The 20,920-nt window shown below is 61.7% G+C and carries 19 protein-coding genes and 2 pseudogenes; 14 read left to right on the top strand and 7 right to left on the bottom strand.

Features of this window, described 5'->3' with window-relative positions; genetic code table 11:
* Window positions 1-7: 7 nt before the first annotated feature.
* The 9 genes from fdxH to M6G53_RS10160 all read left to right on the top strand — a co-directional run bounded on the left by fdxH (window position 8) and on the right by M6G53_RS10160 (window position 7,801).
* Window positions 8-910 carry a formate dehydrogenase subunit beta gene (fdxH, locus tag M6G53_RS10200; protein ID WP_253331009.1) on the top strand — a complete coding sequence of 301 codons (903 nt, stop codon included), beginning with the start codon at window positions 8-10 and terminating at the stop codon, window positions 908-910.
* Complete coding sequence (fdoI, locus tag M6G53_RS10195; protein ID WP_004934017.1) at window positions 907-1,542, top strand: formate dehydrogenase cytochrome b556 subunit; 636 nt, start codon at window positions 907-909, stop codon at window positions 1,540-1,542. The genes fdxH and fdoI overlap by 4 nt, the downstream gene beginning before the upstream one ends.
* A complete protein-coding gene (fdhE, locus tag M6G53_RS10190) occupies window positions 1,542-2,471 on the top strand; it encodes a formate dehydrogenase accessory protein FdhE (RefSeq protein WP_025304790.1) in 930 nt (309 codons plus the stop codon). Before fdoI ends, fdhE begins: the two co-directional genes overlap by 1 nt.
* A 114-nt stretch (window positions 2,472-2,585) precedes the next feature.
* Complete coding sequence (locus M6G53_RS10185) at window positions 2,586-3,236, top strand: DcrB/PsbP domain-containing protein (RefSeq protein ID WP_253331007.1); 651 nt, start codon at window positions 2,586-2,588, stop codon at window positions 3,234-3,236.
* A 40-nt stretch (window positions 3,237-3,276) separates the two neighbouring features.
* Complete coding sequence (locus M6G53_RS10180; protein WP_253331005.1) at window positions 3,277-3,882, top strand: glutathione S-transferase; 606 nt, start codon at window positions 3,277-3,279, stop codon at window positions 3,880-3,882.
* A gap of 68 nt (window positions 3,883-3,950) precedes the next feature.
* Window positions 3,951-5,345: an L-seryl-tRNA(Sec) selenium transferase gene (selA, locus tag M6G53_RS10175; RefSeq protein WP_253331003.1), complete on the top strand. Its 1,395-nt coding sequence runs from the start codon at window positions 3,951-3,953 to the stop codon at window positions 5,343-5,345.
* Window positions 5,342-7,183, top strand: a complete 1,842-nt coding sequence (selB, locus tag M6G53_RS10170) for a selenocysteine-specific translation elongation factor (RefSeq protein WP_253331001.1) — start codon at window positions 5,342-5,344, stop codon at window positions 7,181-7,183. The genes selA and selB overlap by 4 nt, the downstream gene beginning before the upstream one ends.
* Before the next feature lie 82 nt (window positions 7,184-7,265).
* Window positions 7,266-7,526 carry a CopG family ribbon-helix-helix protein gene (locus M6G53_RS10165; protein WP_253330999.1) on the top strand — a complete coding sequence of 87 codons (261 nt, stop codon included), beginning with the start codon at window positions 7,266-7,268 and terminating at the stop codon, window positions 7,524-7,526.
* The gene (locus M6G53_RS10160) at window positions 7,526-7,801 is read left to right on the top strand and encodes a type II toxin-antitoxin system RelE/ParE family toxin (RefSeq protein WP_033636570.1); all 276 of its coding nucleotides are present in this window, start codon (window positions 7,526-7,528) and stop codon (window positions 7,799-7,801) included. Before M6G53_RS10165 ends, M6G53_RS10160 begins: the two co-directional genes overlap by 1 nt.
* An 11-nt stretch (window positions 7,802-7,812) precedes the next feature.
* Here M6G53_RS10160 and M6G53_RS10155 read toward each other — a convergent pair whose 3' ends face one another.
* On the bottom strand, window positions 7,813-8,724 hold the full coding sequence (locus M6G53_RS10155; RefSeq protein WP_253330998.1) for a LysR family transcriptional regulator: 912 nt from the start codon (window positions 8,722-8,724) through the stop codon (window positions 7,813-7,815).
* 121 nt (window positions 8,725-8,845) lie between these two features.
* Here M6G53_RS10155 and M6G53_RS10150 point away from each other — a divergent pair, with 121 nt between their 5' ends.
* Window positions 8,846-9,472, top strand: coding sequence for a LysE family translocator (locus tag M6G53_RS10150; RefSeq protein ID WP_253330995.1), 627 nt, complete (start codon window positions 8,846-8,848; stop codon window positions 9,470-9,472).
* Window positions 9,473-9,524: 52 nt separating this feature from the next.
* Here M6G53_RS10150 and M6G53_RS10145 read toward each other — a convergent pair whose 3' ends face one another.
* Entirely contained in the window at window positions 9,525-10,772 is a 1,248-nt protein-coding gene (locus tag M6G53_RS10145) for an MFS transporter (protein WP_253330993.1), read from the bottom strand.
* A gap of 217 nt (window positions 10,773-10,989) precedes the next feature.
* Here M6G53_RS10145 and M6G53_RS10140 point away from each other — a divergent pair, with 217 nt between their 5' ends.
* Entirely contained in the window at window positions 10,990-11,982 is a 993-nt protein-coding gene (locus M6G53_RS10140) for an acyltransferase (RefSeq protein WP_253330989.1), read from the top strand.
* On the opposite strand, the pseudogene M6G53_RS10135 reads toward M6G53_RS10140, so the two are convergent.
* The 5 genes and pseudogenes from M6G53_RS10135 to xylA form a co-directional block, all read right to left on the bottom strand.
* Window positions 11,977-12,219: pseudogene (locus M6G53_RS10135) on the bottom strand (helix-turn-helix domain-containing protein); the annotation flags it as partial. The gene M6G53_RS10140 and the pseudogene M6G53_RS10135 overlap by 6 nt on opposite strands.
* Window positions 12,200-12,337: pseudogene (locus M6G53_RS10130) on the bottom strand (hydrolase); the annotation flags it as partial. The pseudogenes M6G53_RS10135 and M6G53_RS10130, both read right to left, overlap by 20 nt.
* Before the next feature lie 100 nt (window positions 12,338-12,437).
* Complete coding sequence (locus tag M6G53_RS10125; RefSeq protein ID WP_253330987.1) at window positions 12,438-13,826, bottom strand: amidohydrolase family protein; 1,389 nt, start codon at window positions 13,824-13,826, stop codon at window positions 12,438-12,440.
* Between the two features lie 116 nt (window positions 13,827-13,942).
* Window positions 13,943-15,394, bottom strand: a complete 1,452-nt coding sequence (gene xylB, locus M6G53_RS10120) for a xylulokinase (RefSeq protein WP_253330985.1) — start codon at window positions 15,392-15,394, stop codon at window positions 13,943-13,945.
* 46 nt (window positions 15,395-15,440) lie between these two features.
* A complete protein-coding gene (gene xylA / locus M6G53_RS10115) occupies window positions 15,441-16,760 on the bottom strand; it encodes a xylose isomerase (RefSeq protein WP_253330983.1) in 1,320 nt (439 codons plus the stop codon).
* Window positions 16,761-17,102: 342 nt separating this feature from the next.
* Between xylA and xylF the strand changes: the two genes are divergently transcribed.
* The 3 genes from xylF to xylH are packed head-to-tail and all read left to right on the top strand — an operon-like array spanning window position 17,103 to window position 20,825.
* Window positions 17,103-18,098, top strand: a complete 996-nt coding sequence (gene xylF / locus M6G53_RS10110) for a D-xylose ABC transporter substrate-binding protein (RefSeq protein WP_253330981.1) — start codon at window positions 17,103-17,105, stop codon at window positions 18,096-18,098.
* 23 nt (window positions 18,099-18,121) lie between these two features.
* Window positions 18,122-19,663: a xylose ABC transporter ATP-binding protein gene (locus M6G53_RS10105; RefSeq protein ID WP_253330979.1), complete on the top strand. Its 1,542-nt coding sequence runs from the start codon at window positions 18,122-18,124 to the stop codon at window positions 19,661-19,663.
* Entirely contained in the window at window positions 19,641-20,825 is a 1,185-nt protein-coding gene (gene xylH, locus M6G53_RS10100; protein ID WP_253330977.1) for a xylose ABC transporter permease XylH, read from the top strand. The genes M6G53_RS10105 and xylH overlap by 23 nt, the downstream gene beginning before the upstream one ends.
* The last annotated feature ends 95 nt before the right edge of the window (window positions 20,826-20,920 follow it).

Here is a 20,920-nt window from a genome sequence, read left to right as displayed (position 1 = left end):
ACGAATTATGGCCATGCAATCTCAAGACATCATTCGTAAATCCGCCACCAATGGTTTCACGCCGGCGCCGCGCGCCCGTGACCACCAGGAAGAAGTGGCCAAACTGATCGATGTCACTACCTGTATCGGCTGCAAGGCCTGTCAGGTGGCCTGTTCCGAATGGAACGACATCCGCGATGAAGTGGGGCACAACGTCGGGGTGTACGATAACCCCGCCGATCTGACCGCCAAGTCGTGGACGGTGATGCGCTTCTCCGAGGTGGAAGAAAACGGCAAGCTGGAATGGCTGATCCGCAAGGATGGCTGCATGCACTGCGCCGATCCGGGCTGCCTGAAGGCCTGCCCGTCGGAGGGCGCGATCATTCAGTACGCCAACGGCATCGTCGACTTCCAGTCCGAGCACTGCATCGGCTGCGGCTATTGCATCGCCGGCTGCCCGTTCGACGTACCGCGCATGAACAAGGACGACAACCGGGTGTACAAGTGCACCCTGTGCGTCGACCGCGTGGACGTCGGCCAGGAACCGGCCTGCGTGAAAACCTGCCCGACCGGCGCCATTCACTTCGGCACCAAGGAAGCGATGAAGCAGGTGGCGGCGGATCGCGTCAGCGAGCTGAACACCCGCGGTTACCAGAACGCCGGTCTGTACGATCCGGCGGGGGTGGGCGGCACGCACGTGATGTACGTGCTGCACCACGCCGACAAACCGCAGCTGTACCACGGTTTGCCGGACAACCCGAGCATCAGCCCGGCGGTGACCTTCTGGAAGGGCGTGTGGAAACCCCTGGCGGCCATCGGCTTTGCCGCCACCTTCGCGGCCAGCGTGTTCCACTATGTCGGCGTCGGGCCTAACCGCGTCGATGATGAGGACGAGCTCGACGAGTCGCATGACGAGGAGACGCGCAAATGAGAAAGGAAAAGCCCATTCAGCGTTACAGCGCACCGGAGCGCATCAACCACTGGATCGTGGCGTTCTGCTTTGTGTTCGCCGCCATCAGCGGGCTGGGGTTCTTCTTCCCCTCCTTCAACTGGCTGATGAACATCTTCGGGACGCCGCAGCTGGCGCGCATTCTGCACCCGTTTGTCGGGGTGATCATGTTTGCCGCGTTCCTGCTGATGTTCCTGCGCTACTGGAAGCATAACCTGATCAACCGGGAAGATATCGTCTGGGCCAAGAACATCCACAAAATCGCCATGAACGAGGAAGTGGGTGACACCGGGCGCTATAATTTCGGCCAGAAGTGCGTGTTCTGGGCGGCGATTATCAGCCTGGTGCTGCTGCTGGCCAGCGGCGTGGTGATCTGGCGGCCGTATTTTGCGCCGTCGTTCTCCATTCCGCTGATCCGCATCGCGCTGCTGGTGCATTCGCTGGCCGCGGTCGGCCTGATTATCGTGATTATGGTGCACATTTACGCCGCATTGTGGGTAAAAGGCACCATTACCGCGATGGTGGAAGGCTGGGTGCCGGCGGCCTGGGCCAAGAAACATCATCCGCGCTGGTACCGTGAGGTCCGCGAGAAACGACAGGAAGATAAACCCTGATGAGTATCCGCATCGTTCCTAAAGAGCAGTTAGGGGCACAGCGTGAGAAGTCCACAACGGCGGAGAACATCCCGCCGTTACTTTTCGCCAACCTGAAAAGCCTGTACAGCCGCCGCGCCGATCGTCTGCGTCAGCTGGCGGTCGACAACCCGCTGGGCGACTACCTGAACTTCGCCGCCGAGCTGGCGCAGGCGCAGCAGCATGCGCTGCACGATAACCCGCTGGCGCTCGATCTGAGCGAAGCGCTGGCGCAGGGCGCCGCCAGTGGCAAACCGCCGCTCGATCTGAGCGTGTTTCCGCGCAGCGAGCACTGGCGCAAGCTGCTGACGTCGCTGATCGCCGAGCTGCGCCCGCAGGCGCCGGAGCATATCCTGGCGGTGCTGGACAACCTGGAGAAAGCCTCGGCGCACGAGCTGGAGCTGATGGCCGACGCCTTGCTCAACCGCGAGTTCGGCAAGGTGGGCAGCGAGAAGGCGCCGTTCCTCTGGGCCGCGCTGTCGCTCTATTGGGCGCAGATGGCCAGCCTGATCCCCGGCAAGGCGCGCGCCGAATACGGCGAGCAGCGCCAGTTTTGCCCGGTGTGCGGCAGCATCCCGGTCTCCAGCATGGTGCACATCGGCACCGTCAACGGCCTGCGCTACCTGCACTGCAACTTGTGCGAAAGCGAATGGCACGTGGTGCGGGTGAAGTGCAGCAACTGCGAGCAGACCCGCGATCTCAACTACTGGTCGCTGGACAGCGAGCAGGCGGCGGTGAAGGCGGAGAGCTGCGGCGACTGCGGCACTTACCTGAAGATCCTCTATCAGGAAAAAGACCCGCAGGTCGAAGCGGTGGCCGACGATCTGGCTTCGCTGGTGCTGGACGCCCGCATGGAAGAAGAAGGCTTCGGCCGCAGCAGCATCAATCCGTTCCTGTTCCCGGCGGAGTAACCGCCCGGCCCCGTTCGCGCGGGGCCGGACCAGCAATTTCAGAACGGGCTTCTGGCATTCGCCCGGACGAGTTGCTACGTTTAGGCCATGACGCGCCAAGCGAAAGGAACCACGATGTTAAACACCCTGGTAAAACTGACCGCGGTCGCCGTGCTGGCGATCGGACTGGCGGCCTGCGACAACAAAGACGACAGCAAACCGGCAGTGCCGCCACCGGACACCAAGCCGACCGTGACGCAGCCCGCGCCACCGCCGCCGCCTGCGCCGGTAGAAACCCCGCCCGCGCCGCCGGGGCTGAGCGTGTCGCTGCTGAAGGGCAACATTACCTTCGAGCTGCCGCCGGGCTTTAGCGATCAGACGCAAAACAGCGGCATCATCAACGACAGCACCTCCACCATTCAGCGTTTCCTCGACGGCAAGTCGCGCCAGAGCGCGGTCTCTTCCGAGGTGATCCCGCCGGACGACATGAAGCTCAACACCAGCGACAAAATGCTGAAAGAGCTGGCGCAGAGCGCCATCACGGTGCTGGCCGAGCGCTATCAGAATATCCAGACTACCAAAGAAGAGAACTTCAGCGTCGGTAAACAGAAGTTTCGCCGGGTGGATACCGAACAGATCGTCAACGGGCAAAAACTGATGTCTACCCTGGTATTGACGGTGTTCAACAAGCGGGTGGTGACGCTGCAAATGCTGTCGCCGGCCAAAACGCCGGAAGTACATCAGGCGCTGGTGCAGCGGATTATCGATACCCTGGCGGTGAAATAAGGGCATTACGCCGCGGCCAGGATGAAGCGGAGGAGAACGGATGAAGCTTATCGGTAGTTATACCAGTCCCTTTGTGCGCAAGATTTCCGTGCTGCTGCTGGAGAAGGGGATCGCGTTCGAATTCGTCAACGATCCGCCGTATGAACCCGGCAGCCGGGTGAAGGCGCTGAATCCGCTCGCCAAGGTGCCGGTGTTGATCGCCGATGACGGCGAGGTGTTCTACGACTCGCCGGTGGTGGCGGAATACCTCGAGCTGCTGGCGCTGGAGCCGGCGTTTTTGCCGGCCGATCGCGCCGCCGCGTTGCGCGTCCGCCAGGTGGCGGCGCTGGCGGACGGCGTGACCGAAGCGGCGGCGACCCTGTTCCGCGAAAGCCGGCGCGCGCCGGAAAAACAGGACGAAAACTGGATGCTGCGCCAGCGTGACAAACTGACGCGTGGGCTGGACGCCCTGGAGGCGCTGGCGCGGGAAAAAACGTGGCTCAATGCCGAGCGGCTGACGCTGGCGGATATCGCCACCGGCTGCGCGCTGGGCTACCTCAATTTCCGCCGCATCCTGCCCAACTGGTGCGTCGAGCGCCCGGCGCTGGTCAAGCTGGCCGAACGCCTGTTCGCTCGCGAAAGCTTCGCCCGTACTGCACCACCCTGAGCTTTTTTCTCCCCCGCCGCGGCGGGGTTTTGCTATGCCGATACGTCTAAACTGAAAACCGAGCGACCATGAGCACTGAATCCCACCTTCTTTACAGCCAACTGCCCGCCATCGACCGCCTGCTGCGAGAACCCGCGATTGAACCGCTGGTGGCGCAGCATGGCCAGACGCTGATCGGCGAACTGCTGCGCCGGCTGCAGGCCGAGGCGCGTGACGCGATCAAACAACAGCAGCGCTTACCCGCCTGGTGCGGCGACTGGCCGCAGGCGCTGCGGGCGGAGCTGGTCCGGCAACAACGCCCGGCTTTGCTGCCGGTGTTTAACCTCAGCGGCACCGTGCTGCACACCAACCTCGGGCGCGCCCTGCTGGCGCAGCCGGTGAAGGAGGCGGTAAGCGCGGTGATGGGGGAGGCGGTGACGCTGGAGTACGATCTGGACGGTGCCGGGCGCGGCCACCGCGATCGGGCGGTGGCAGATCTGCTGTGCCGGCTGACCGGCGCGGAGGACGCCTGCATCGTCAATAACAACGCGGCGGCGGTGCTGATGATGCTGGCGGCGATCGCCCCCGGCAAAGAGGTGGTGGTGTCGCGCGGCGAGCTGGTGGAGATCGGCGGCGCGTTCCGCATACCCGACGTGATGCGCCAGGCGGGCTGCCAACTGGTGGAGGTCGGCACCACCAACCGCACCCATCTGAAGGATTACCGCCACGCCATCAACGAGCAGACCGGCCTGTTGATGAAGGTGCACACCAGCAACTACAGCATTCAGGGCTTTACCGCGGCGGTCGACGAGGCCGAACTGGCGCAACTCGGGGCCGAACAGGGCGTGCCGACCGCCACCGATCTGGGCAGCGGTTCGCTGATCGACATGGCGCAGTACGGCCTGCCCGCCGAACCGATGCCGCAGCGGCTGCTGGCCGCCGGCGTCGATCTGGTGACCTTCTCCGGCGATAAGCTGCTGGGCGGCCCGCAGGCCGGCATCATCGTCGGCAAAAAGGCGCTGATCGCCCGCCTGCAGCAGCATCCGCTCAAACGCGCGCTGCGCGTCGGCAAGCTGACGCTGGCGGCCCTGGAGGCCACGCTGCGGCTCTATCTGCAGCCGGAAAAACTGGCTGAGCAGCTGCCGACGCTGCGGCTGCTGACCCGCCCGCAGCAGGAGATGCAACAGGCGGCCGAGCGGCTGCTGGCGGCGCTGATGCCACGGTTCATCGCCGATTTTGACCTGCGCGCCGAACCGTGCTGGTCGCAGATTGGCAGCGGTTCGCTGCCGGTGGATCGCCTGCCCAGCTATGCGCTGACCTTCACGCCGCGCGACGGCCGCGGCGCCACGCTGGAGGCGCTGGCCGAGCGCTGGCGCCGCCTGCCGCAGCCGGTGATCGGCCGCCTCGGCGACGGCCGGCTGTGGCTGGATCTGCGCTGCCTGGAACAGGAGGGGGCGCTGATCGACGCGTTGAGCGCCTCATGATCATCGCCACCGCCGGCCATGTCGATCATGGCAAAACCACCCTACTGCAGGCGATCTCCGGGATCAACGCGGATCGCCTGCCGGAAGAGAAGCGCCGCGGCATGACCATCGATCTGGGCTACGCCTACTGGCCGCAGCCGGACGGCCGGGTGCTGGGCTTTATCGACGTGCCCGGCCACGAGAAATTCCTCGCCAATATGCTGGCGGGCGTCGGCGGCATCGACCATGCGTTGCTGGTGGTGGCCTGCGACGACGGCGTGATGGCGCAGACCCGCGAGCATCTGGCGATCTTGCGCCTGAGCGGGCGCCCGGCGCTGACGGTGGCGCTGACCAAGGCCGACCGGGTGGAGGCGGCGCGTGTCGACGAGGTACGCCGCCAGGTGCGCGACGAACTGGCGCGCCAGGGCTGGCCCGATGCGCCGCTGTTTGTTACCGCGGCGGCGGCGGGGGAAGGCATCGAAGCGCTGCGCGCGCATTTGCTGGCGCTGCCCTCCGGCGAGCACGCGCTGACGCGCCGTTTTCGCCTGGCGGTAGACCGTGCGTTCAGCGTCAAAGGGGCGGGGCTGGTGGTGACCGGCACCGCGCTCGGCGGCCGGGTGCAGGTGGGGGATTCGCTGTGGCTGACCGGCGCCGACGCGCCGGTGCGGGTACGTGGCCTGCATGCCCAAAATCAGACCGTGGAGCAGGCGCAGGCCGGGCAACGCATCGCGTTGAACATCAGCGGCGATGCCGATAAAGAGCGGATCGCGCGCGGCGACTGGCTGCTGGCGCAGCGTCCACCGGAGGCGGCGGAACGCATTCTGGTGGCGCTGGAAGCGGATCGGCCGATCCGCCATTGGCAGCCGCTGCATTTGCACCATGCCGCCAGCCACATCACCGGGCGCATTTCGCTGCTGAACGACGGGCTGGCGGAACTGATCCTCGATCGCCCGCTGTGGCTGGCGGAGAACGATCGGCTGGTGCTGCGCGATATCGGCGCACGGCAAACGCTGGGCGCGGCCTGGGTGCTCAGGCTGAGCGCGCCAAAGCGCGGCAAGCGCCAGCCGGACTATCTGGCATGGCTGCAGGCTCTGGCGCAGGCGCAAGACGATGCGCAGGCTCTGGCGCTTGAGCTGCCGCAGGGCGCGCTGTCGCTGGCGGCGTTCGCCTGGGCGCGTCAGTTGACCGACGACGGCCTGGCGGCACTGCTGGCGAACCGCGATCTGCTGATCGTCGGTGACCGGGCGCTGGAGCAGGATCAGGTGCAACAGGCGGAGAGCCGGCTGCTGCAGGTGTTGGCGGAGTACCACCAACAGCACGCCGATCAGCTGGGGTTAGGGCGCGCCCGCCTGCGGCGCATGGCCCTGCCTCAGCAGCCGGAAGCGTTGGTGTTTATGATGATCGATCGGCTGCTGAAGGCTGGCGTGCTGCGCAATACGCGCGGCTGGCTGCATCTGCCGGAACACGGTCTGGCATTCAGCGCCGAAGAGGCGCCGTTGTGGGCGCGCATCGAACCGCTGTTTGGCGACGAGCCGTGGTGGGTGCGCGATCTGGCGAGCGAGTTGGGCGAGGAAGAGAGCCGGGTGCGGGTGCTGCTGCGCAAGGCGGCCCAGCTGGGCCATGTGACGGCGGTGGTGGTGGATCGCTATTACCTCAGCCGACGCATCGAGCAGTTCGCTGCGCTGATCCGCGAGCTGGATGCGGAGCGGGGCGGCGCCAACGCCGCCGACTTCCGCGATCGGCTCGGCGTCGGGCGCAAGCTAGCGATCCAGGTGCTGGAGTTCTTCGATCGCAGCGGCTTTACCCGCCGCAAGGGCAACGAGCATCTGCTGCGCGACGGCGGGTTGTTCGGCAACTGATTGCGTGTTTTTTGTTCTCTGATGGCGGTATAATCAGCTTTAATCACTTTGATTGATGTTGATTATACTGAGGAGCAAGACGATGAATACGAAAGTCATCACCGCTCATGTGCCGCTGCCTTTGGCTGAAAAGGTGGATGAAATGGCCGCCAAACTTGAACGTTCACGGGGATGGATAGTGAAGCAAGCCCTCGCCGCCTGGCTTGAGCAAGAGGAAGAGCGCCGTCGATTAACGCTGGCGGCGCTGGCCGATGTCGAACAGCAAAACGTTATCGATCATGAGTCGGTAGAAGCCTGGGCTGCCAGCCTGGACAGTGACGAGCCGCTGTCGGTACCGCGCTGATGGAGTTAAAATGGACGAGTAAGGCGCTATCGGATTTGGCGCGTTTGTTTGAGTTTCTTGCCTTGGCTAACCGCACTGCGGCAGCGAATTCGGTGAAGGCCTTGGTCGCCGCGCCTAAAGCGTTGCTCGATAATCCTCGCCTGGGGGAAAGACTGGATGAGTTTTTACCGCAGGAAGTGAGGCGTATTCTGGTCGGCCGTTATGAGATACGTTACCAGGTGCAGCCGGCAACGATTTATGTTCTGCGTATTTGGCATACCCGCGAAGAGCGATAGGCCGAATTCCCCTACCCGATAAATCTGACGGCGGCCTGGCTCACGTCGGGCGTCTGGGCGGTGAGAAACGCCTGTAAGCGTTCGATTAGCGGCCGCTTCGCCGACTCCGCCGGCCAAACCAGATAATAACCGTCGCCGGTGCGCACGGCGGCGTCACAAGGCAGCGCCAATAACCCCTCCTCGATGGTTCGCAGGCTCAGCGCCAGATCGCCGATCGAGATGCCGTGCCCGGCGATAGCCGCCGCATTGCCCTGTTCCAGCGAATCAAATACCTGGCCGCGTGCAAGATTGAGCGGGGCCGCGATGCCGCTTTTTTGCAGCCAGCGCCGCCAGTCGCGCCGATCGGGCGAAGGGTGGATCAGCGGGCAGGCGGCGAGATCGCGCTGCCCGTCGGCGAGCAGCGCGGGGGCGCAAATCGGGATTAGCCATTCGTCGAACAGCTTGGCGGCGGCGGTATTGGCGCCGAAATGGCCGTTGCCGAGCAGGATGGCGCAGTCGTAGGGTTCGCTGAAAAAATCCACGCTGTCGATGTCCATCCAGACGCTGGCTGCCTGCACGTCGAACGCCTGCGCCGTTTGCCGGAACCGGCTCAGGCAGTCCAGCAGCCAGCGCAGGGTCAGGGTGGAGGGCGCCTTCAGCCGCAGCAGATCGCGGTGGCTTCTGAACAGCTCGCAAGCTTGCTCGATGCGGCCAAACCCTTGCTGCAACTCGGCGGCGAAGATTTTCCCCTGCGGCGTGACCTCGATACGCGGGCCGTTGCGCTGGAACAGCCGGCAGCCGAAGTACTGCTCCAGCGTTTTGATGTGCTTGCTGACGGCGCTCGGGGTGAGATGCAGCTCCTCGGCGGCCAGCGTGAACGAGCCGGTGCGGGCGGCGCTTTCGAAGGCGCGCAGGGCGTAAAGCGGCGGAAGGGAACTGGCCATCGCGGCGTCTCTAATAATGAGTCTGATTCACAGTAAACGACAGGATTACTCCTTTTTCAAGGCGGGGGCGGCGGCATGATAATGGTGCCAAGCCAACCGCCTGAATGTGAGTGAAATAAAGATGAACCTGTCGTTACTGGCGGCGTATTTCGCCGCCATTTTGTTGCTGATCGCCACGCCGGGGCCGGTGGTGGTGATGGTGGCCAACACCGCAGCGCGCTTTGGCGCCCGGCGTGCGCTGTTGACCGCGCTGGGCAGCAACGGGGCCTCCTTGTTACTGATCGGCATCGCCGCGCTGATTATCACCGGGCTGTTCGCCGTGGATATGCGCATGCTGCAGTGGGTAGGCCTGCTGGGTTGCCTGTTTATCGGCCGTATGGCGATCGTCTCTCTGTATGAGGATTTTTCCGCGCGAACCCCCGATGCGCAGCCCGTTGCGCCGCCGCAAAAACGCTCGGCGATCCTGAGCGGTTTTCTGGTGGGCATCGCCAACCCCAAAGACATTGTCTTCTTCGTCGCCTTTTTCCCGCAGTTCATCGCCGTCACCCCCTCGATCGGCGCCAGCCTGACGCTGCTGACCGCGCTGTGGGTGCTGGCGGACTTCGCCATCTTGCTGGCCTATATCACGCTGCTGTCGGGAACGGCGCTGCAGCGCGCGCGGCGGGCGATCTCTGTCCTGTCGGCGTCGCTGCTGTTGGGGGTGGCGGTGGTGGGAGCGGGGTATGCGCTGTGGGGGCTGCTCGGCTGAAGCCGCATAAAAAACGCCGGTCGGGAAACCGGACCGGCGTTTATCGTGGTGTTTAAGCTGCGCCGTTCGGCTGCGGCGTGGGATCGCCGTTGCGGCGTTTGCCGATAAACAGCGCCACCAGCGTCAGCCAGCACAGGCCGCTGATGAGGTTGAACAGGTTGAACAGCCCGCTGCCGCCCCAGACGTAGGCGACCTTGGCCAGCTCGATGCCGACGGTGAACACCATCATGCTCAGCATGCCCATGGTGGCCGACACCGTGCCCTTGCTGACGTTGCTGGAGAACAGCGTCAGGCGGTACAGCCCGGCGTTGGCGAGGCCAATGCCGAAGGCGTACAGGCTCAGGCCGGCGGTCATCCACAGGTAGGCGTGGCTGGAGAACTGGGTTGCCAGCGCGGCGATCAGCAGCCCCAGCAGCATCGGGCCTGCGCCCAGCTTGATCAGGCGCTCCACGCTGTTTTTGCCGGTCAGGCGCGCCAGCGTCAGGTTGCCGAGGATCAGCGCGCCGAACACCGGGATTTGCAGCAGGCCGTAATCCAGCGTCGACAGCGACTCACCGCTGATCAGGATCACCGGCGACTGGGCTATCCAGGCCAGCAGCGGCAGGCTGGCGAAACCGATCGCCAGCGCGCCGCACAGGAAGCGGCGGTTGCCCAACACCTGGCGGTAGTCGCGCCACAGGTTGGCGGCGGAAAACGCCTCGCCCTGCAGCGTGGCGGTTTCCGGCATCGCTTTCCACAGGCCGTAGAAGGCGATGGCCGCCAGCGCGGCGAACAGCACGAACATGCTCTGCCACGGCGCGACGTGGATCAACGCCGCGCCGGCCAGCGGCCCGAGCAGTGGGGCGATCAGCGCCACGTTGGCCATCAGCGCGGTGATCTTGATGCATACCGATTCTTCAAACGACTCCTGGATGGTGGCGTAGCCGACGGCGCCGATAAAGCACAGGCCGATGCCCTGCAGGAAACGCATGGCGATGAACTGTTCGATGGTGGTGACCAGCAGGATCGCCAGGCAGGCGACGATAAAGAACGCCACCCCGGCCAGCATCACCGGGCGGCGGCCGCGGCGATCCGACAGCGGCCCGAGCAGCCACTGCAGGAAGATGCCGCCGGCCAGATAGGCGGTCATCGAGGTGGGCACCCACTCTTCGCCGGCGTTGAAATCCGCCACGACGGCCAGCATGCCCGGCTGGATCATATCGTTGCCGATATAGGTGGCGAACTCGAACAGCACCAGACAAAGAGGGAATAAAAGCGCCTGTCGGCCCAAACGTGCCGCAGGTGGTAATGTCGTTTTCATATTATTGTACTGATAGTAAAAGAGAAAAAGGAACTGCCAGGGCGGGAAGCGCAAACTGAGCGAGTTGTGGCGGCTATTTTGCCGCCAATTGTTCACCTTCGCAATAATAAGGTGTTGTTTAAGTGCATTCTGATATTTCGCTTTTGGGTTGTCGCCGAACGCCGTGCCCGATAACCTCTTCTTAACCTATCAATATGACACAAGATCGGGCGAGCGTTTGAGCGAGAAAATCGGCTGGATAGACAACCTGCGGGCGATGGCGTGCATGATGGTGGTGATGATCCACGCCAGCACCTATTACGTCACCAACGGCGCGGCGATAGGGCTGCACAACTGGGATATCGCCAACGTGCTGAACTCGCTGTCGCGCGTGGCGGTGCCGCTGTTTTTCATGATTTCCGGCTACCTGTTTTTCGGCGACAAGAGCGCCGGCCGGCGGCATTTCACCCGTATCGCCCGCTGCATTCTGTTCTACAGCGCCATCGCGCTGATCTATATCGCGGCCTTTACCAAGATCGGCTTCTGGCCGTCGCTGCGCACCATCTTGCAAAAGCCGGTGTTCTATCATCTGTGGTTTTTCTATGCCATTGCGGTGATTTACCTGCTGTCGCCGCTGATCAGCGTCAAGCCGGTGTCGCGCCGTTACCTGGCCGCCGCGCTGGTGGTGTTGGCGGTGATCGCCAACCCGAATACCGACAAGCTGACCTTTGGCAACGTGCACCTGCTGCCGGTTAACCTGTATATCTACGGCGATACCTTCTACTACCTGCTGTATGCGCTGGCCGGGCGGGCGATTGGCATGATGGAGGCGGGCGGGCGCGCCGTGGGCTGGCTGGCGGCGCTGGGATTTGCGCTGTGCGTGGCGCTGATCGCGCGCGGCACCAAGCACCAGTTGTTCATCAACGGCAACTTCGCCGATACCTACTACCTCTACAGCGGCCCGCTGGTGTTTATGGCGGCGGTGGCGCTGCTGCTGTGGGTGAAACACTGTTTGCCGCAGCCGATCGGCTGGCTGAGCGTGTTCTCCCGCCATTCGCTGGCGATCTACGGTTTTCACGCCCTGATCGTCAACGGGATGCGCAGCCGGCACCTGGATTTCACTGGCCACCCGCTGCTGGATATCTTCTGGGTGTTCGGCGTGGCGCTGGGGCTCAGCCTGCTGCTGTCTGTCGGCCTGCAGCGGCTGGATACCCGCCGGCTGGTGTCATAGCGGCGAGCGCTGGCGCTGCTGGGCGCGGCACAGCTGCCGCCCGGAAGAAAAACCGGCCGCCAGCGCGGCCTTCTCCAACCCATGTCCTTGCTGCAGGCGCTGTTGTGCCACCGCCAACCGCAGCTGCTCATGATATTCCCGCACGCTGATGCCGACGTGGCTGCGAAACAGCCGCGCCAGGGGGCGGCTGCTGGCGTGCGCTTTTTCTTCCGCTATCTGCGGCACCGACCAGTCGGCAGCCCGCGATCAGGCGGGTCAGCGCCTGTTGAAACGCCGGCAGATCGTCCTCCTGCCAGAATGGACGGTGCTGGAATGATTGCTGGACATCGATGATCAATAACGCGCTCTGTGACATTTTCGGCCCTCCACCCGTGTGTGTAGCGACCATCTTGCGCCGCGCCTTACTCTGGCAGAAGGCCAAAAACGGCCATCATGATGACAACAGCGGACCGACCTTAGGCTTTGCTCACCTGGCCGGCCACCAGACGCCCCTGATGGAAGGTGGCGCTGCGCGCCGGCAGGCGGGCGACCGCCTCGGCAGAACAGCTGGCGTTGACCAGCACGAACTCGGCGGCGTCGCCGGCTTTCGGCCAGGCGCGCTGCCCCTTATCGTCCAGCGGCAGCACGCCGCCGGTGGCGATGGCCATGGCGCGCGACAGGTGATACTCGTCGGAGCCGCGGTACAGCTGGGCGTACAGATTCGCCTTCTCCAGAATGTCGCCGGTGCCGAACGGCGACCAGTGGTCGATCACGCTGTCGGTGCCGGTCATCACGAACACCCCTTTCTCGCTGAGCTGCGGCAGCGGCATCATCAGGCCGCCGATCGGCACCGTGGAGGCGATGGTGATCTGCTGCGCCGCCAGACGGGTGGCGGTTTCCGTCAGTTCGCCCGGCGTCAGCGTGGTCAGGGCGAAAGCGTGGCTGATGGTGACCTTGCCGCGCAGCGCCGGGTTTTGCTCCACGGTGGCGATCATGTAGTTAATGGCGGCGACCCCGGCCGGGCTGGTCTCATGCAGGTGGATATCCACGCCTTTGCCGGTATCCAAGGCGATCTGGAACATGGCGTCCAGCGATTTCTCCATCGCGCCGTCGACGTTGGTCGGATCGAGCCCGCCGACGTACTGCACGCCCATCTGCATCGCTTCGCGCATCAGCGCATCGACCCTGGAGTGCAGCAGGCCGTGCTGCGGGAAGGCGACGATTTCACAGCTGAAGTCCGCCCGGTGGTTTTCCAGCGCGCGCTGCAGGTGCTCCAGGCTTTTCAGGCCGCTGACCGGATCGATATTGCAGTGGCTGCGCGCCACGGTGCTGCCTTTGGACTGCAGCAGGGCGATCAGGTTTTCCGCCCGCTGCTGCGAGGTGGGCAGCAGTGTCGGGATCAGCGTCTGCTCCAGCGCGATCATGTCCATGATGGTTTTGCCCTGGCGCGGGCGCGGCGCCTGCCACGGGCCGCTGTAGAAGGTTTTGTCCAGGTGGATGTGCATGTCGCGGAACGCCGGCAGCAGCAGCTGGCCCTGCGCCTGATAGCGGGGCACGCCGGCGGGCAGGGAGGCGTTGGCGGCGTGAATGGCGGCGATCTTGCCGTCTTTGATCTCCAGTGTGTACAGCGCGGTGCGGGTGCCAATCACCGTTTCGCCGTCGTATTCAAAACCGTCTTCCAGCCGCACCTCACTCAGGCAGTAGTGGCGATCGGTCAGGGGCATCGGTGCCGGTGCGCACGGCTCGCCGCCCGGTGACGCGGCCTGCGCCATACCGCCCGTCAGGCCGATCACCGCGCAGGCGGTGGTAAGTTTGCCGGTTTGGCTGAGGAAGGCTCTGCGGCCCGGTTGTTGAGGGTTTTCCACGTTCGGTTCCTTAATCCAGAGGTGAGGGGTGAAAACATCCCTCAATTTAGGAGAGGAACCGGCCGGTTGGCAGCGACATTTGCCACTGGTGACTATTCGATTTGGTAATGATCCCATCACATCAACGGCAGCAGGCAGCGGCACAGCTCGCGGAAAGTGCTGCGTTGTACGGTGTATTGCCGGTGGCGTTCGGCGTCCGGTACATGCAACTGCTCTAGCGGCAGTTCTGGCAGCAGCTCGGCCAGCGGCCGCTGTGGATTGAGTGCGATCTGCGCCAGGCGCGCGGCACCCAGCGCCGGGCCGACATCGCCGCCGGTACGGTATTCCAGCCTGTAGCCGCTGATGTCCGCCAACATCTGGCGCCAGAACGGGCTGCGTGCGCCACCGCCGATCAGCCGAATGGTGGTAGGTTGCAAACCGCCGGCGTGCAGCGCATCCATGCCGTCGGCGAGCGCGAAGCCAACGCCTTCCAGCACCGCGCGCGCCAGATCGTTTGGCCCGTGTTGGTGAGTGAGTCCCCAGAACGCGCCTTTGGCGTTGGGGTTATTATGCGGTGTGCGTTCGCCGGACAGATAAGGCAGGAACCACAGGGGCGCCGCCGCCGGTTCGGCCTGTTCGACGTTGTGCAACAGCGTGGCGACGCTGTCGACGTTGGTCAGTTGGCAGACCCAGTCGAGGCAGGAGGCGGCGCTGAGCGTGACCGACATCAGATGCCAACTTTTCGGCAGCGCATGGCAGAAGCTGTGTACCGCTCCGGCCGGATTGCTGAGAAAGCCGTTGCTGACCGCGAAGTACACGCCGGAGGTGCCGAGCGACAGCATCGCCTGCCCGGCCTGATACAACCCAACGCCAATGGCGCCGGCCGCGTTGTCACCGCCGCCGGCCACCACCGGCACCGGCGGCATTCCCCAGCGTGTTGCCAGCTCGGTATGGATTTGACCGGTGATCTGGTTGCCTTCAAACAGCTGCGGCATCTGGCTGCGGCTCAGGCCGCAGGCGGCCAGCAGATCGTCGTTCCAGTCGCGTCGCGCGACGTCCAGCCACAGGGTGCCGGCCGCATCGGACATGTCGCTGGCGAACTCGCCGGTGAGACACCAACGCAGATAATCCTTGGGCAACAGCACTTTGTTGATGCGGCTGAACAGCTGCGGTTCGTGTTGTTTCACCCATAGCAGCTTCGGTGCGGTAAAGCCGGGCATCATCAGGTTGCCGGTGATCTGGCGTGAATGGGGCACGGCTTGTTCCAGCTCCCGGCACTGGGAGAAACTACGGCCGTCGTTCCACAGAATGGCCGGGCGCAGGATCTGCCCGCGTTCGTCCAATAACGTGGCGCCGTGCATCTGGCCGCTCAAGCCGATGGCCTTGACCTGTTGCAGGCTGTGTTGCTTGCCCAACGCCAGCATGGCGCGGTCGGTGGCGTGCCACCACGCCTGTGGCGCCTGTTCCGACCACAGCGGTTGCGGGCGTGAAATGGGCAGCGGCTCACTCTGGCTGGCGAGCAGCTGGCCCTGTTCGCCAAGCAGGATGGCTTTAACGCCGGAAGTGCCGAGATCGATGCCGATGTACATGATAGGGTTCCTTTAAAGCGCGGCGAGGGCACGCCGCGCGCTTCAGTTAGCCGAACAGATAGCGATTCATCAGGTTTTCCAGACGCTCCTGGCGGCCGCTGACGTGTTGTGGCGCTAAGGCGCGGTGTTCAGCGTACTGCGCCAGCGTTTCCAACGACAGCTTGCCCTGCAAGATTTGTTGGCCCAACTCACCGTTCCAGCCGGCGTAGCGCTGGGCAACCTGCTGGTGCAGCTGACCGTCGACGATCATTTTAGCCGCCACTTTCAGTGCCAGCGCCATCGTATCCATCGCGCCGATATGACCATAGAACAGATCGTATTTGTCGGTGCTTTGGCGGCGCATTTTGGCGTCGAAGTTCAGGCCGCCGGTCGTGAAGCCACCGGCTTTGAGGATCTCGAACATCACCAGCGCGTTTTCCTCCACGCTGTTCGGGAATTGGTCGGTGTCCCAGCCGAGCTGCGGATCGCCGCGGTTGGCATCGACCGAGCCGAAAATGCCCAGCGTGATGGCGGTGGCGATCTCATGATGGAACGAGTGGCCGGCCAGCGTGGCGTGGTTGGCTTCGATGTTGACCTTAATTTCCTTTTCCAGCCCGAACTGCTTCAGGAAGCCGTAGACCGTGGCGACGTCGTAGTCGTATTGGTGCTTGGTAGGCTCCTGGGGCTTGGGTTCGATCAGCAATGTGCCCTGGAAACCAATCTTATGCTTATGCTCCACCACCATCTGCATAAAACGGCCGATCTGTTCGCGCTCCTGGCGCAGATCGGTGTTCAGCAAGGTTTCATAGCCTTCACGTCCACCCCACAGCACGTAGTTCTCCCCTCCCAGCTGGTGGGTGGCGTTCATGGCGGTGAAGACCTGCGTCGCCGCCCAGGCAAACACTTCCGGATCCGGATTGGTGGCGGCGCCTGCACCATAGCGCGGGTGGCTGAAGCAGTTGGCGGTGCCCCACAGCAGTTTCACGCCGCTGCTTTGCTGTTTTTCTGCCAGCACGTCGGTCATTGCCGCAAAGTTATTCAAATAGTCCTGTAGCGAAGCGCCTTCCGGCGCAACGTCGACGTCATGGAAGCAGTAGTAGGGCACGTTCAGCTTGTGGAAGAACTCGAACGCCACGTCGGCTTTGCGTTTCACCAGCGCCAGCGCATCGCCCGGCTGCTGCCAGGGGCGATCGAAAGCGCCCAGGCCGAACATGTCCGCACCATTCCAGCAGAAGGTGTGCCAGTAGCAGGCGGCGAAGCGCAGATGATCGGCCATGCGTTTGCCGAGCACCAGCTCGTCGGGATTGTAATGGCGAAAGGCCAGCGGATTGTTGCTGTCGACGCCTTCGTAGCGGACTTGGTCAAGTTGATCAAAGTAGGATTGCATTATCGACTCCTGGATAGCGACGCCCGGGTTACGGGATACATTCATCTTCGGCGTTCGTTCCCTGTGGCTCAATTACGTTATTTCACACTTAAATTCACAGAATTATTAAATGTGCGTCAGGTCTCAAAATAGAGAGCGTCTTCGATTTTTATTTCTTCTGCTGATTTTTTTACAAGAAAAACATGAGCGCCATCATAAAAGTAACATTAAACCAAAAATCATAATTCGTAGGTAAGAATCAGTAATTGCCGAGGCGTAAATAAGCGATAACAATCCGCCCTAAGCTGAGTCAACGGCTCGTTTCAATTATTACCCAATACATTAAATAAAAGAGGTATTAAGATGAAATTCAAATCTCTGTTCCTTTCGGCCTGCGCGTTGCTGGCGCTGGCCAACCAACCTGCGCTGAGCAAAGAAATCAAAATCGGTATGGCTATTGATGACCTGCGCCTGGAGCGCTGGCAGAAAGATCGCGATATTTTCGTCAAGAAGGCTAAGTCGATGGGGGCGGACGTATTCGTTCAGTCGGCTAACGGCAATGAAGAAACCCAGATGGCACAAATTGAGAACATGATCAACCGCGGTGTCGATGTGTTGGTAATCATCCCTTATAACGGACAAGTGTTGGGTAATGTCATCAGTGAGGCCAAACGAGAGGGTATTAAGGTATTGGCTTACGATCGCCTGATCAATAATGCCGATATTGATTTCTATATCTCCTTTGACAATGAAAAGGTTGGCGAATTTCAGGCACAGAACCTGGTGCAGCGGGTGCCGCAGGGCAACTATTTTTTGATGGGTGGCTCTCCGGTAGATAACAACGCCAAGCTGTTCCGTCAGGGACAGATGAAAGTCCTGCAAACGCAGATCGACAGTGGAAATATCAAGGTGGTGGGCGATCAGTGGGTCGACGGTTGGCTGCCGGAAAATGCGTTGAAAATTATGGAAAACGCTTTGACCGCCAACAATAACAAGATAGATGCTGTGGTGGCTTCGAACGACGCGACTGCCGGGGGCGCTATTCAGGCGTTGGCCGCGCAAGGGCTGGCGGGAAAGGTCGCTATCTCTGGTCAGGATGCCGATCTGGCGGCGGTAAAACGCATCGTCGCCGGCACTCAGACCATGACAATCTATAAGCCAATCAGCAAGTTGGCCGATGAGGCGGCGGAAATCGCCGTGCAGTTGGGTAAGGGTGAACAACCGAAATCCAACGCCAGCTTGAATAACGGTAGCAAAGAGGTTCCGGCCTGGTTGTTAACGCCGATTGTGGTGGATAGAGAGAATATTGACAGTACCGTTATTGCTGACGGTTTCCATAAAAAGTCCGACATTAATTAAATACTGGCTGCATGGGGGGAATAATGTCCTGCTTATTGGAAATGAAAAGTATCACCATGCAATTCGGTACGGTCAAGGCCGTGGATAATATCAGTCTGCAATTAGAGGCTGGCCAGGTATTGTCACTGTGTGGAGAAAACGGCTCAGGAAAGTCTACGCTGATGAAAGTGCTGTGCGGAATATATCCACACGGCAGTTATCAGGGAGATATTTATTTTTCCGGTGATGTGTTAACGGCGAAAAATATTCGTGATACCGAGCGGAAAGGCATTGCTATCATCCATCAGGAGCTGGCGCTGGTGAAACAAATGACTGTGCTGGAAAACATGTTTCTCGGCAATGAACAGTGTCGTGGCGGGGTTGTGGATTACGACAGCATGTACCTGCACTGCCGGCGTATGCTGGCGCAGGTCAAACTTGATGTGGATCCCAATACCCGCGTTGGTGAGCTGGGATTGGGACAGCAGCAATTGGTAGAGATCGCCAAAGCGTTGAATAAACAGGTGCGGCTGTTGGTGCTGGATGAACCAACGGCGTCACTGACCGAAAGCGAAACCGCCACGCTGCTGGCGATCATTGAGGACCTGCGCGATCACGGCATCGCCTGCATTTATATCTCGCACAAGCTGAACGAGGTGAAAGCGATCTCGGATCTGATCTGTGTGATCCGCGATGGCAAGCCGATCGGTACCCGACCGGCGGCGGAGATGAGCGAAGACGACATTATCGCCATGATGGTGGGCCGTGAGTTGACCGAGCTGTACCCGCAACAGCAGCACGCTATCGGCGAGGTCATTTTGCAGGTAGATAACTTGACTGCCTGGCATCCGGTGAACCGTCAGGTGCGCCGGGTGGACGATGTGTCATTCAGCCTGCGGCGCGGTGAAATCCTCGGTGTTGCTGGGTTGGTGGGCTCGGGCCGCACTGAGACCATGCAGTGCCTGTTCGGGGTTTATCCCGGTCGCTGGCAGGGTCGTATCCAGATTAACGGCCATCCGGCCGTCATCAGGCACTGTCGGCAGGCGATGCGGCTGGGTATTGCCATGGTACCGGAGGATCGCAAGCGCGACGGCATTGTGCCGGTGATGGGGGTTGGCGCGAACATGACACTGGCGGCGCTCAGCGATTTTAGCGGTGTATTGACAATAATCGACGATGCGCGCGAGCAGGCGACCATTCGCCGGTCGTTGGCGCAACTCAAGGTGAAAACCGCTTCGCCCGAGCTGGCTATCGGCAGATTGAGCGGTGGTAATCAACAGAAAGCCATTTTGGCTAAATGTCTGCTGCTGAAGCCGAAAATTTTGATTTTGGATGAACCAACCCGCGGTATCGATATCGGTGCCAAGCATGAAATCTATAAGTTAATCAATCAGCTGGTACTGGAAGGAATCGCTGTGATCGTGGTGTCTTCGGAGTTGCCGGAAATTCTGGGCCTGAGCGACCGAGTACTGGTAATGCATCAAGGGCGTATCAAGGCTTCTCTGGACAACCGTGGGTTGACTCAGCAGCAGGTGATGGAAGCCGCATTGAGGAGTGAAACAGATGTTGAAAAATATGCAATCTGAAGCTGTTGCACCGGACGTTGCGGATAAAAAACCGGCGTCGAGGCTGAAATCTATCAATTTTCAGGTTCTGGTGATGTTGGTGGCGATCGCCATCATTATGCTGTTCTTTACTTTTACCACCGAGGGGGCTTATCTCAGCGCACGTAATATCTCTAACCTGCTGCGCCAAACGGCAATTACCGGCATTTTAGCGGTGGGCATGGTATTTGTGATTATTTCGGCGGAGATCGATCTGTCGGTCGGTTCGATGATGGGGTTGTTGGGCGGCGTGGCGGCGATTTTTGACGTCTGGCTCGGCTGGCCCCTGCCGTTGACCATCGTGGTGACGTTGCTCGCAGGTCTGTTGCTGGGAGCCTGGAATGGCTGGTGGGTAGCATATCGTAAAGTACCGTCGTTTATTGTCACGCTGGCGGGCATGTTGGCTTTTCGCGGCATACTGATCGGTATCACTAACGGTACGACGGTGGCCCCGACCAGCGGTGCCATGTCGCAGATTGGCCAGAGTTATCTGTCGAATGGCTTGGGTTTTGGGATCGGAGCGGTCGGGCTGATGTTGTTCGTCATCTGGCAATGGCGGCGACGCAGCCGGCGTGTCAGACTCGGGTTGCCGGTGGCTGCGGCGGTCGGTGACGTCACCCGGCAAAGTGTGTTGGCCGTGCTGGTGCTTGGCGCCATCTATCTGCTCAACGATTATCGAGGGGTACCGACACCGGTGTTGATCCTCACCGCGCTGATGCTAGCGGGGATCTTTATGGCCACCTGCACGGCCTTTGGGCGCCGCATCTACGCTATTGGCGGTAATATCGACGCTGCACGTTTGTCGGGGGTTAATGTTGAACGCACCAAGCTGGCCGTGTTCGCCATCAACGGCCTGATGGTGGCGATTGCCGGTTTGATCCTCAGTTCGCGATTGGGGGCCGGATCGCCGTCGGCGGGGAATATCGCCGAGCTGGACGCCATCGCCGCTTGCGTAATCGGCGGCACGAGTCTGGCGGGTGGTGTGGGCAGCGTGGCCGGTGCGGTGATGGGGGCGTTTATCATGGCTTCGCTGGACAATGGTATGAGCATGCTGGATGTGCCGACGTTCTGGCAGTACATCGTCAAGGGCGCGATCCTGCTGCTGGCGGTGTGGATGGACTCCGCTACCAAGCGCCGGGCATAAGGATGACGCCTGAGCTCACAGTTATGACGCGAGACCTTCCGCTTTCGTCGCGAGTTGTGCTAACTCAGAGAGCGATTGCTTTGCCGGGGGATGTC

Origin of the sequence: Serratia nevei (assembly GCF_024160145.1) — a bacterium.
Lineage (GTDB): Bacteria > Pseudomonadota > Gammaproteobacteria > Enterobacterales > Enterobacteriaceae > Serratia > Serratia nevei_A.
The sequence above is the reverse complement of the archived record's forward strand: the minus strand, read 5'-3'. Positions and strand labels throughout refer to the sequence as shown.

What these genes read in the sequence shown, in the direction of transcription:
- M6G53_RS10105 (WP_253330979.1), top strand. Translation starts at nt 18,122, where the DNA reads ATGTCCTGCTTATTGGAAATGAAAAGTATCACCATGCAATTCGGTACG.
- selB (WP_253331001.1), top strand. Translation starts at nt 5,342, where the DNA reads ATGATCATCGCCACCGCCGGCCATGTCGATCATGGCAAAACCACCCTA.
- M6G53_RS10185 (WP_253331007.1), top strand. Translation starts at nt 2,586, where the DNA reads ATGTTAAACACCCTGGTAAAACTGACCGCGGTCGCCGTGCTGGCGATC.
- fdxH (WP_253331009.1), top strand. Translation starts at nt 8, where the DNA reads ATGGCCATGCAATCTCAAGACATCATTCGTAAATCCGCCACCAATGGT.
- xylB (WP_253330985.1), bottom strand. Translation starts at nt 15,394, where the DNA reads ATGTACATCGGCATCGATCTCGGCACTTCCGGCGTTAAAGCCATCCTG.
- M6G53_RS10165 (WP_253330999.1), top strand. Translation starts at nt 7,266, where the DNA reads ATGAATACGAAAGTCATCACCGCTCATGTGCCGCTGCCTTTGGCTGAA.
- M6G53_RS10160 (WP_033636570.1), top strand. Translation starts at nt 7,526, where the DNA reads ATGGAGTTAAAATGGACGAGTAAGGCGCTATCGGATTTGGCGCGTTTG.
- xylA (WP_253330983.1), bottom strand. Translation starts at nt 16,760, where the DNA reads ATGCAATCCTACTTTGATCAACTTGACCAAGTCCGCTACGAAGGCGTC.
- M6G53_RS10155 (WP_253330998.1), bottom strand. Translation starts at nt 8,724, where the DNA reads ATGGCCAGTTCCCTTCCGCCGCTTTACGCCCTGCGCGCCTTCGAAAGC.
- selA (WP_253331003.1), top strand. Translation starts at nt 3,951, where the DNA reads ATGAGCACTGAATCCCACCTTCTTTACAGCCAACTGCCCGCCATCGAC.
- fdhE (WP_025304790.1), top strand. Translation starts at nt 1,542, where the DNA reads ATGAGTATCCGCATCGTTCCTAAAGAGCAGTTAGGGGCACAGCGTGAG.
- M6G53_RS10145 (WP_253330993.1), bottom strand. Translation starts at nt 10,772, where the DNA reads ATGAAAACGACATTACCACCTGCGGCACGTTTGGGCCGACAGGCGCTT.
- M6G53_RS10180 (WP_253331005.1), top strand. Translation starts at nt 3,277, where the DNA reads ATGAAGCTTATCGGTAGTTATACCAGTCCCTTTGTGCGCAAGATTTCC.
- fdoI (WP_004934017.1), top strand. Translation starts at nt 907, where the DNA reads ATGAGAAAGGAAAAGCCCATTCAGCGTTACAGCGCACCGGAGCGCATC.
- xylF (WP_253330981.1), top strand. Translation starts at nt 17,103, where the DNA reads ATGAAATTCAAATCTCTGTTCCTTTCGGCCTGCGCGTTGCTGGCGCTG.
- M6G53_RS10150 (WP_253330995.1), top strand. Translation starts at nt 8,846, where the DNA reads ATGAACCTGTCGTTACTGGCGGCGTATTTCGCCGCCATTTTGTTGCTG.
- xylH (WP_253330977.1), top strand. Translation starts at nt 19,641, where the DNA reads ATGTTGAAAAATATGCAATCTGAAGCTGTTGCACCGGACGTTGCGGAT.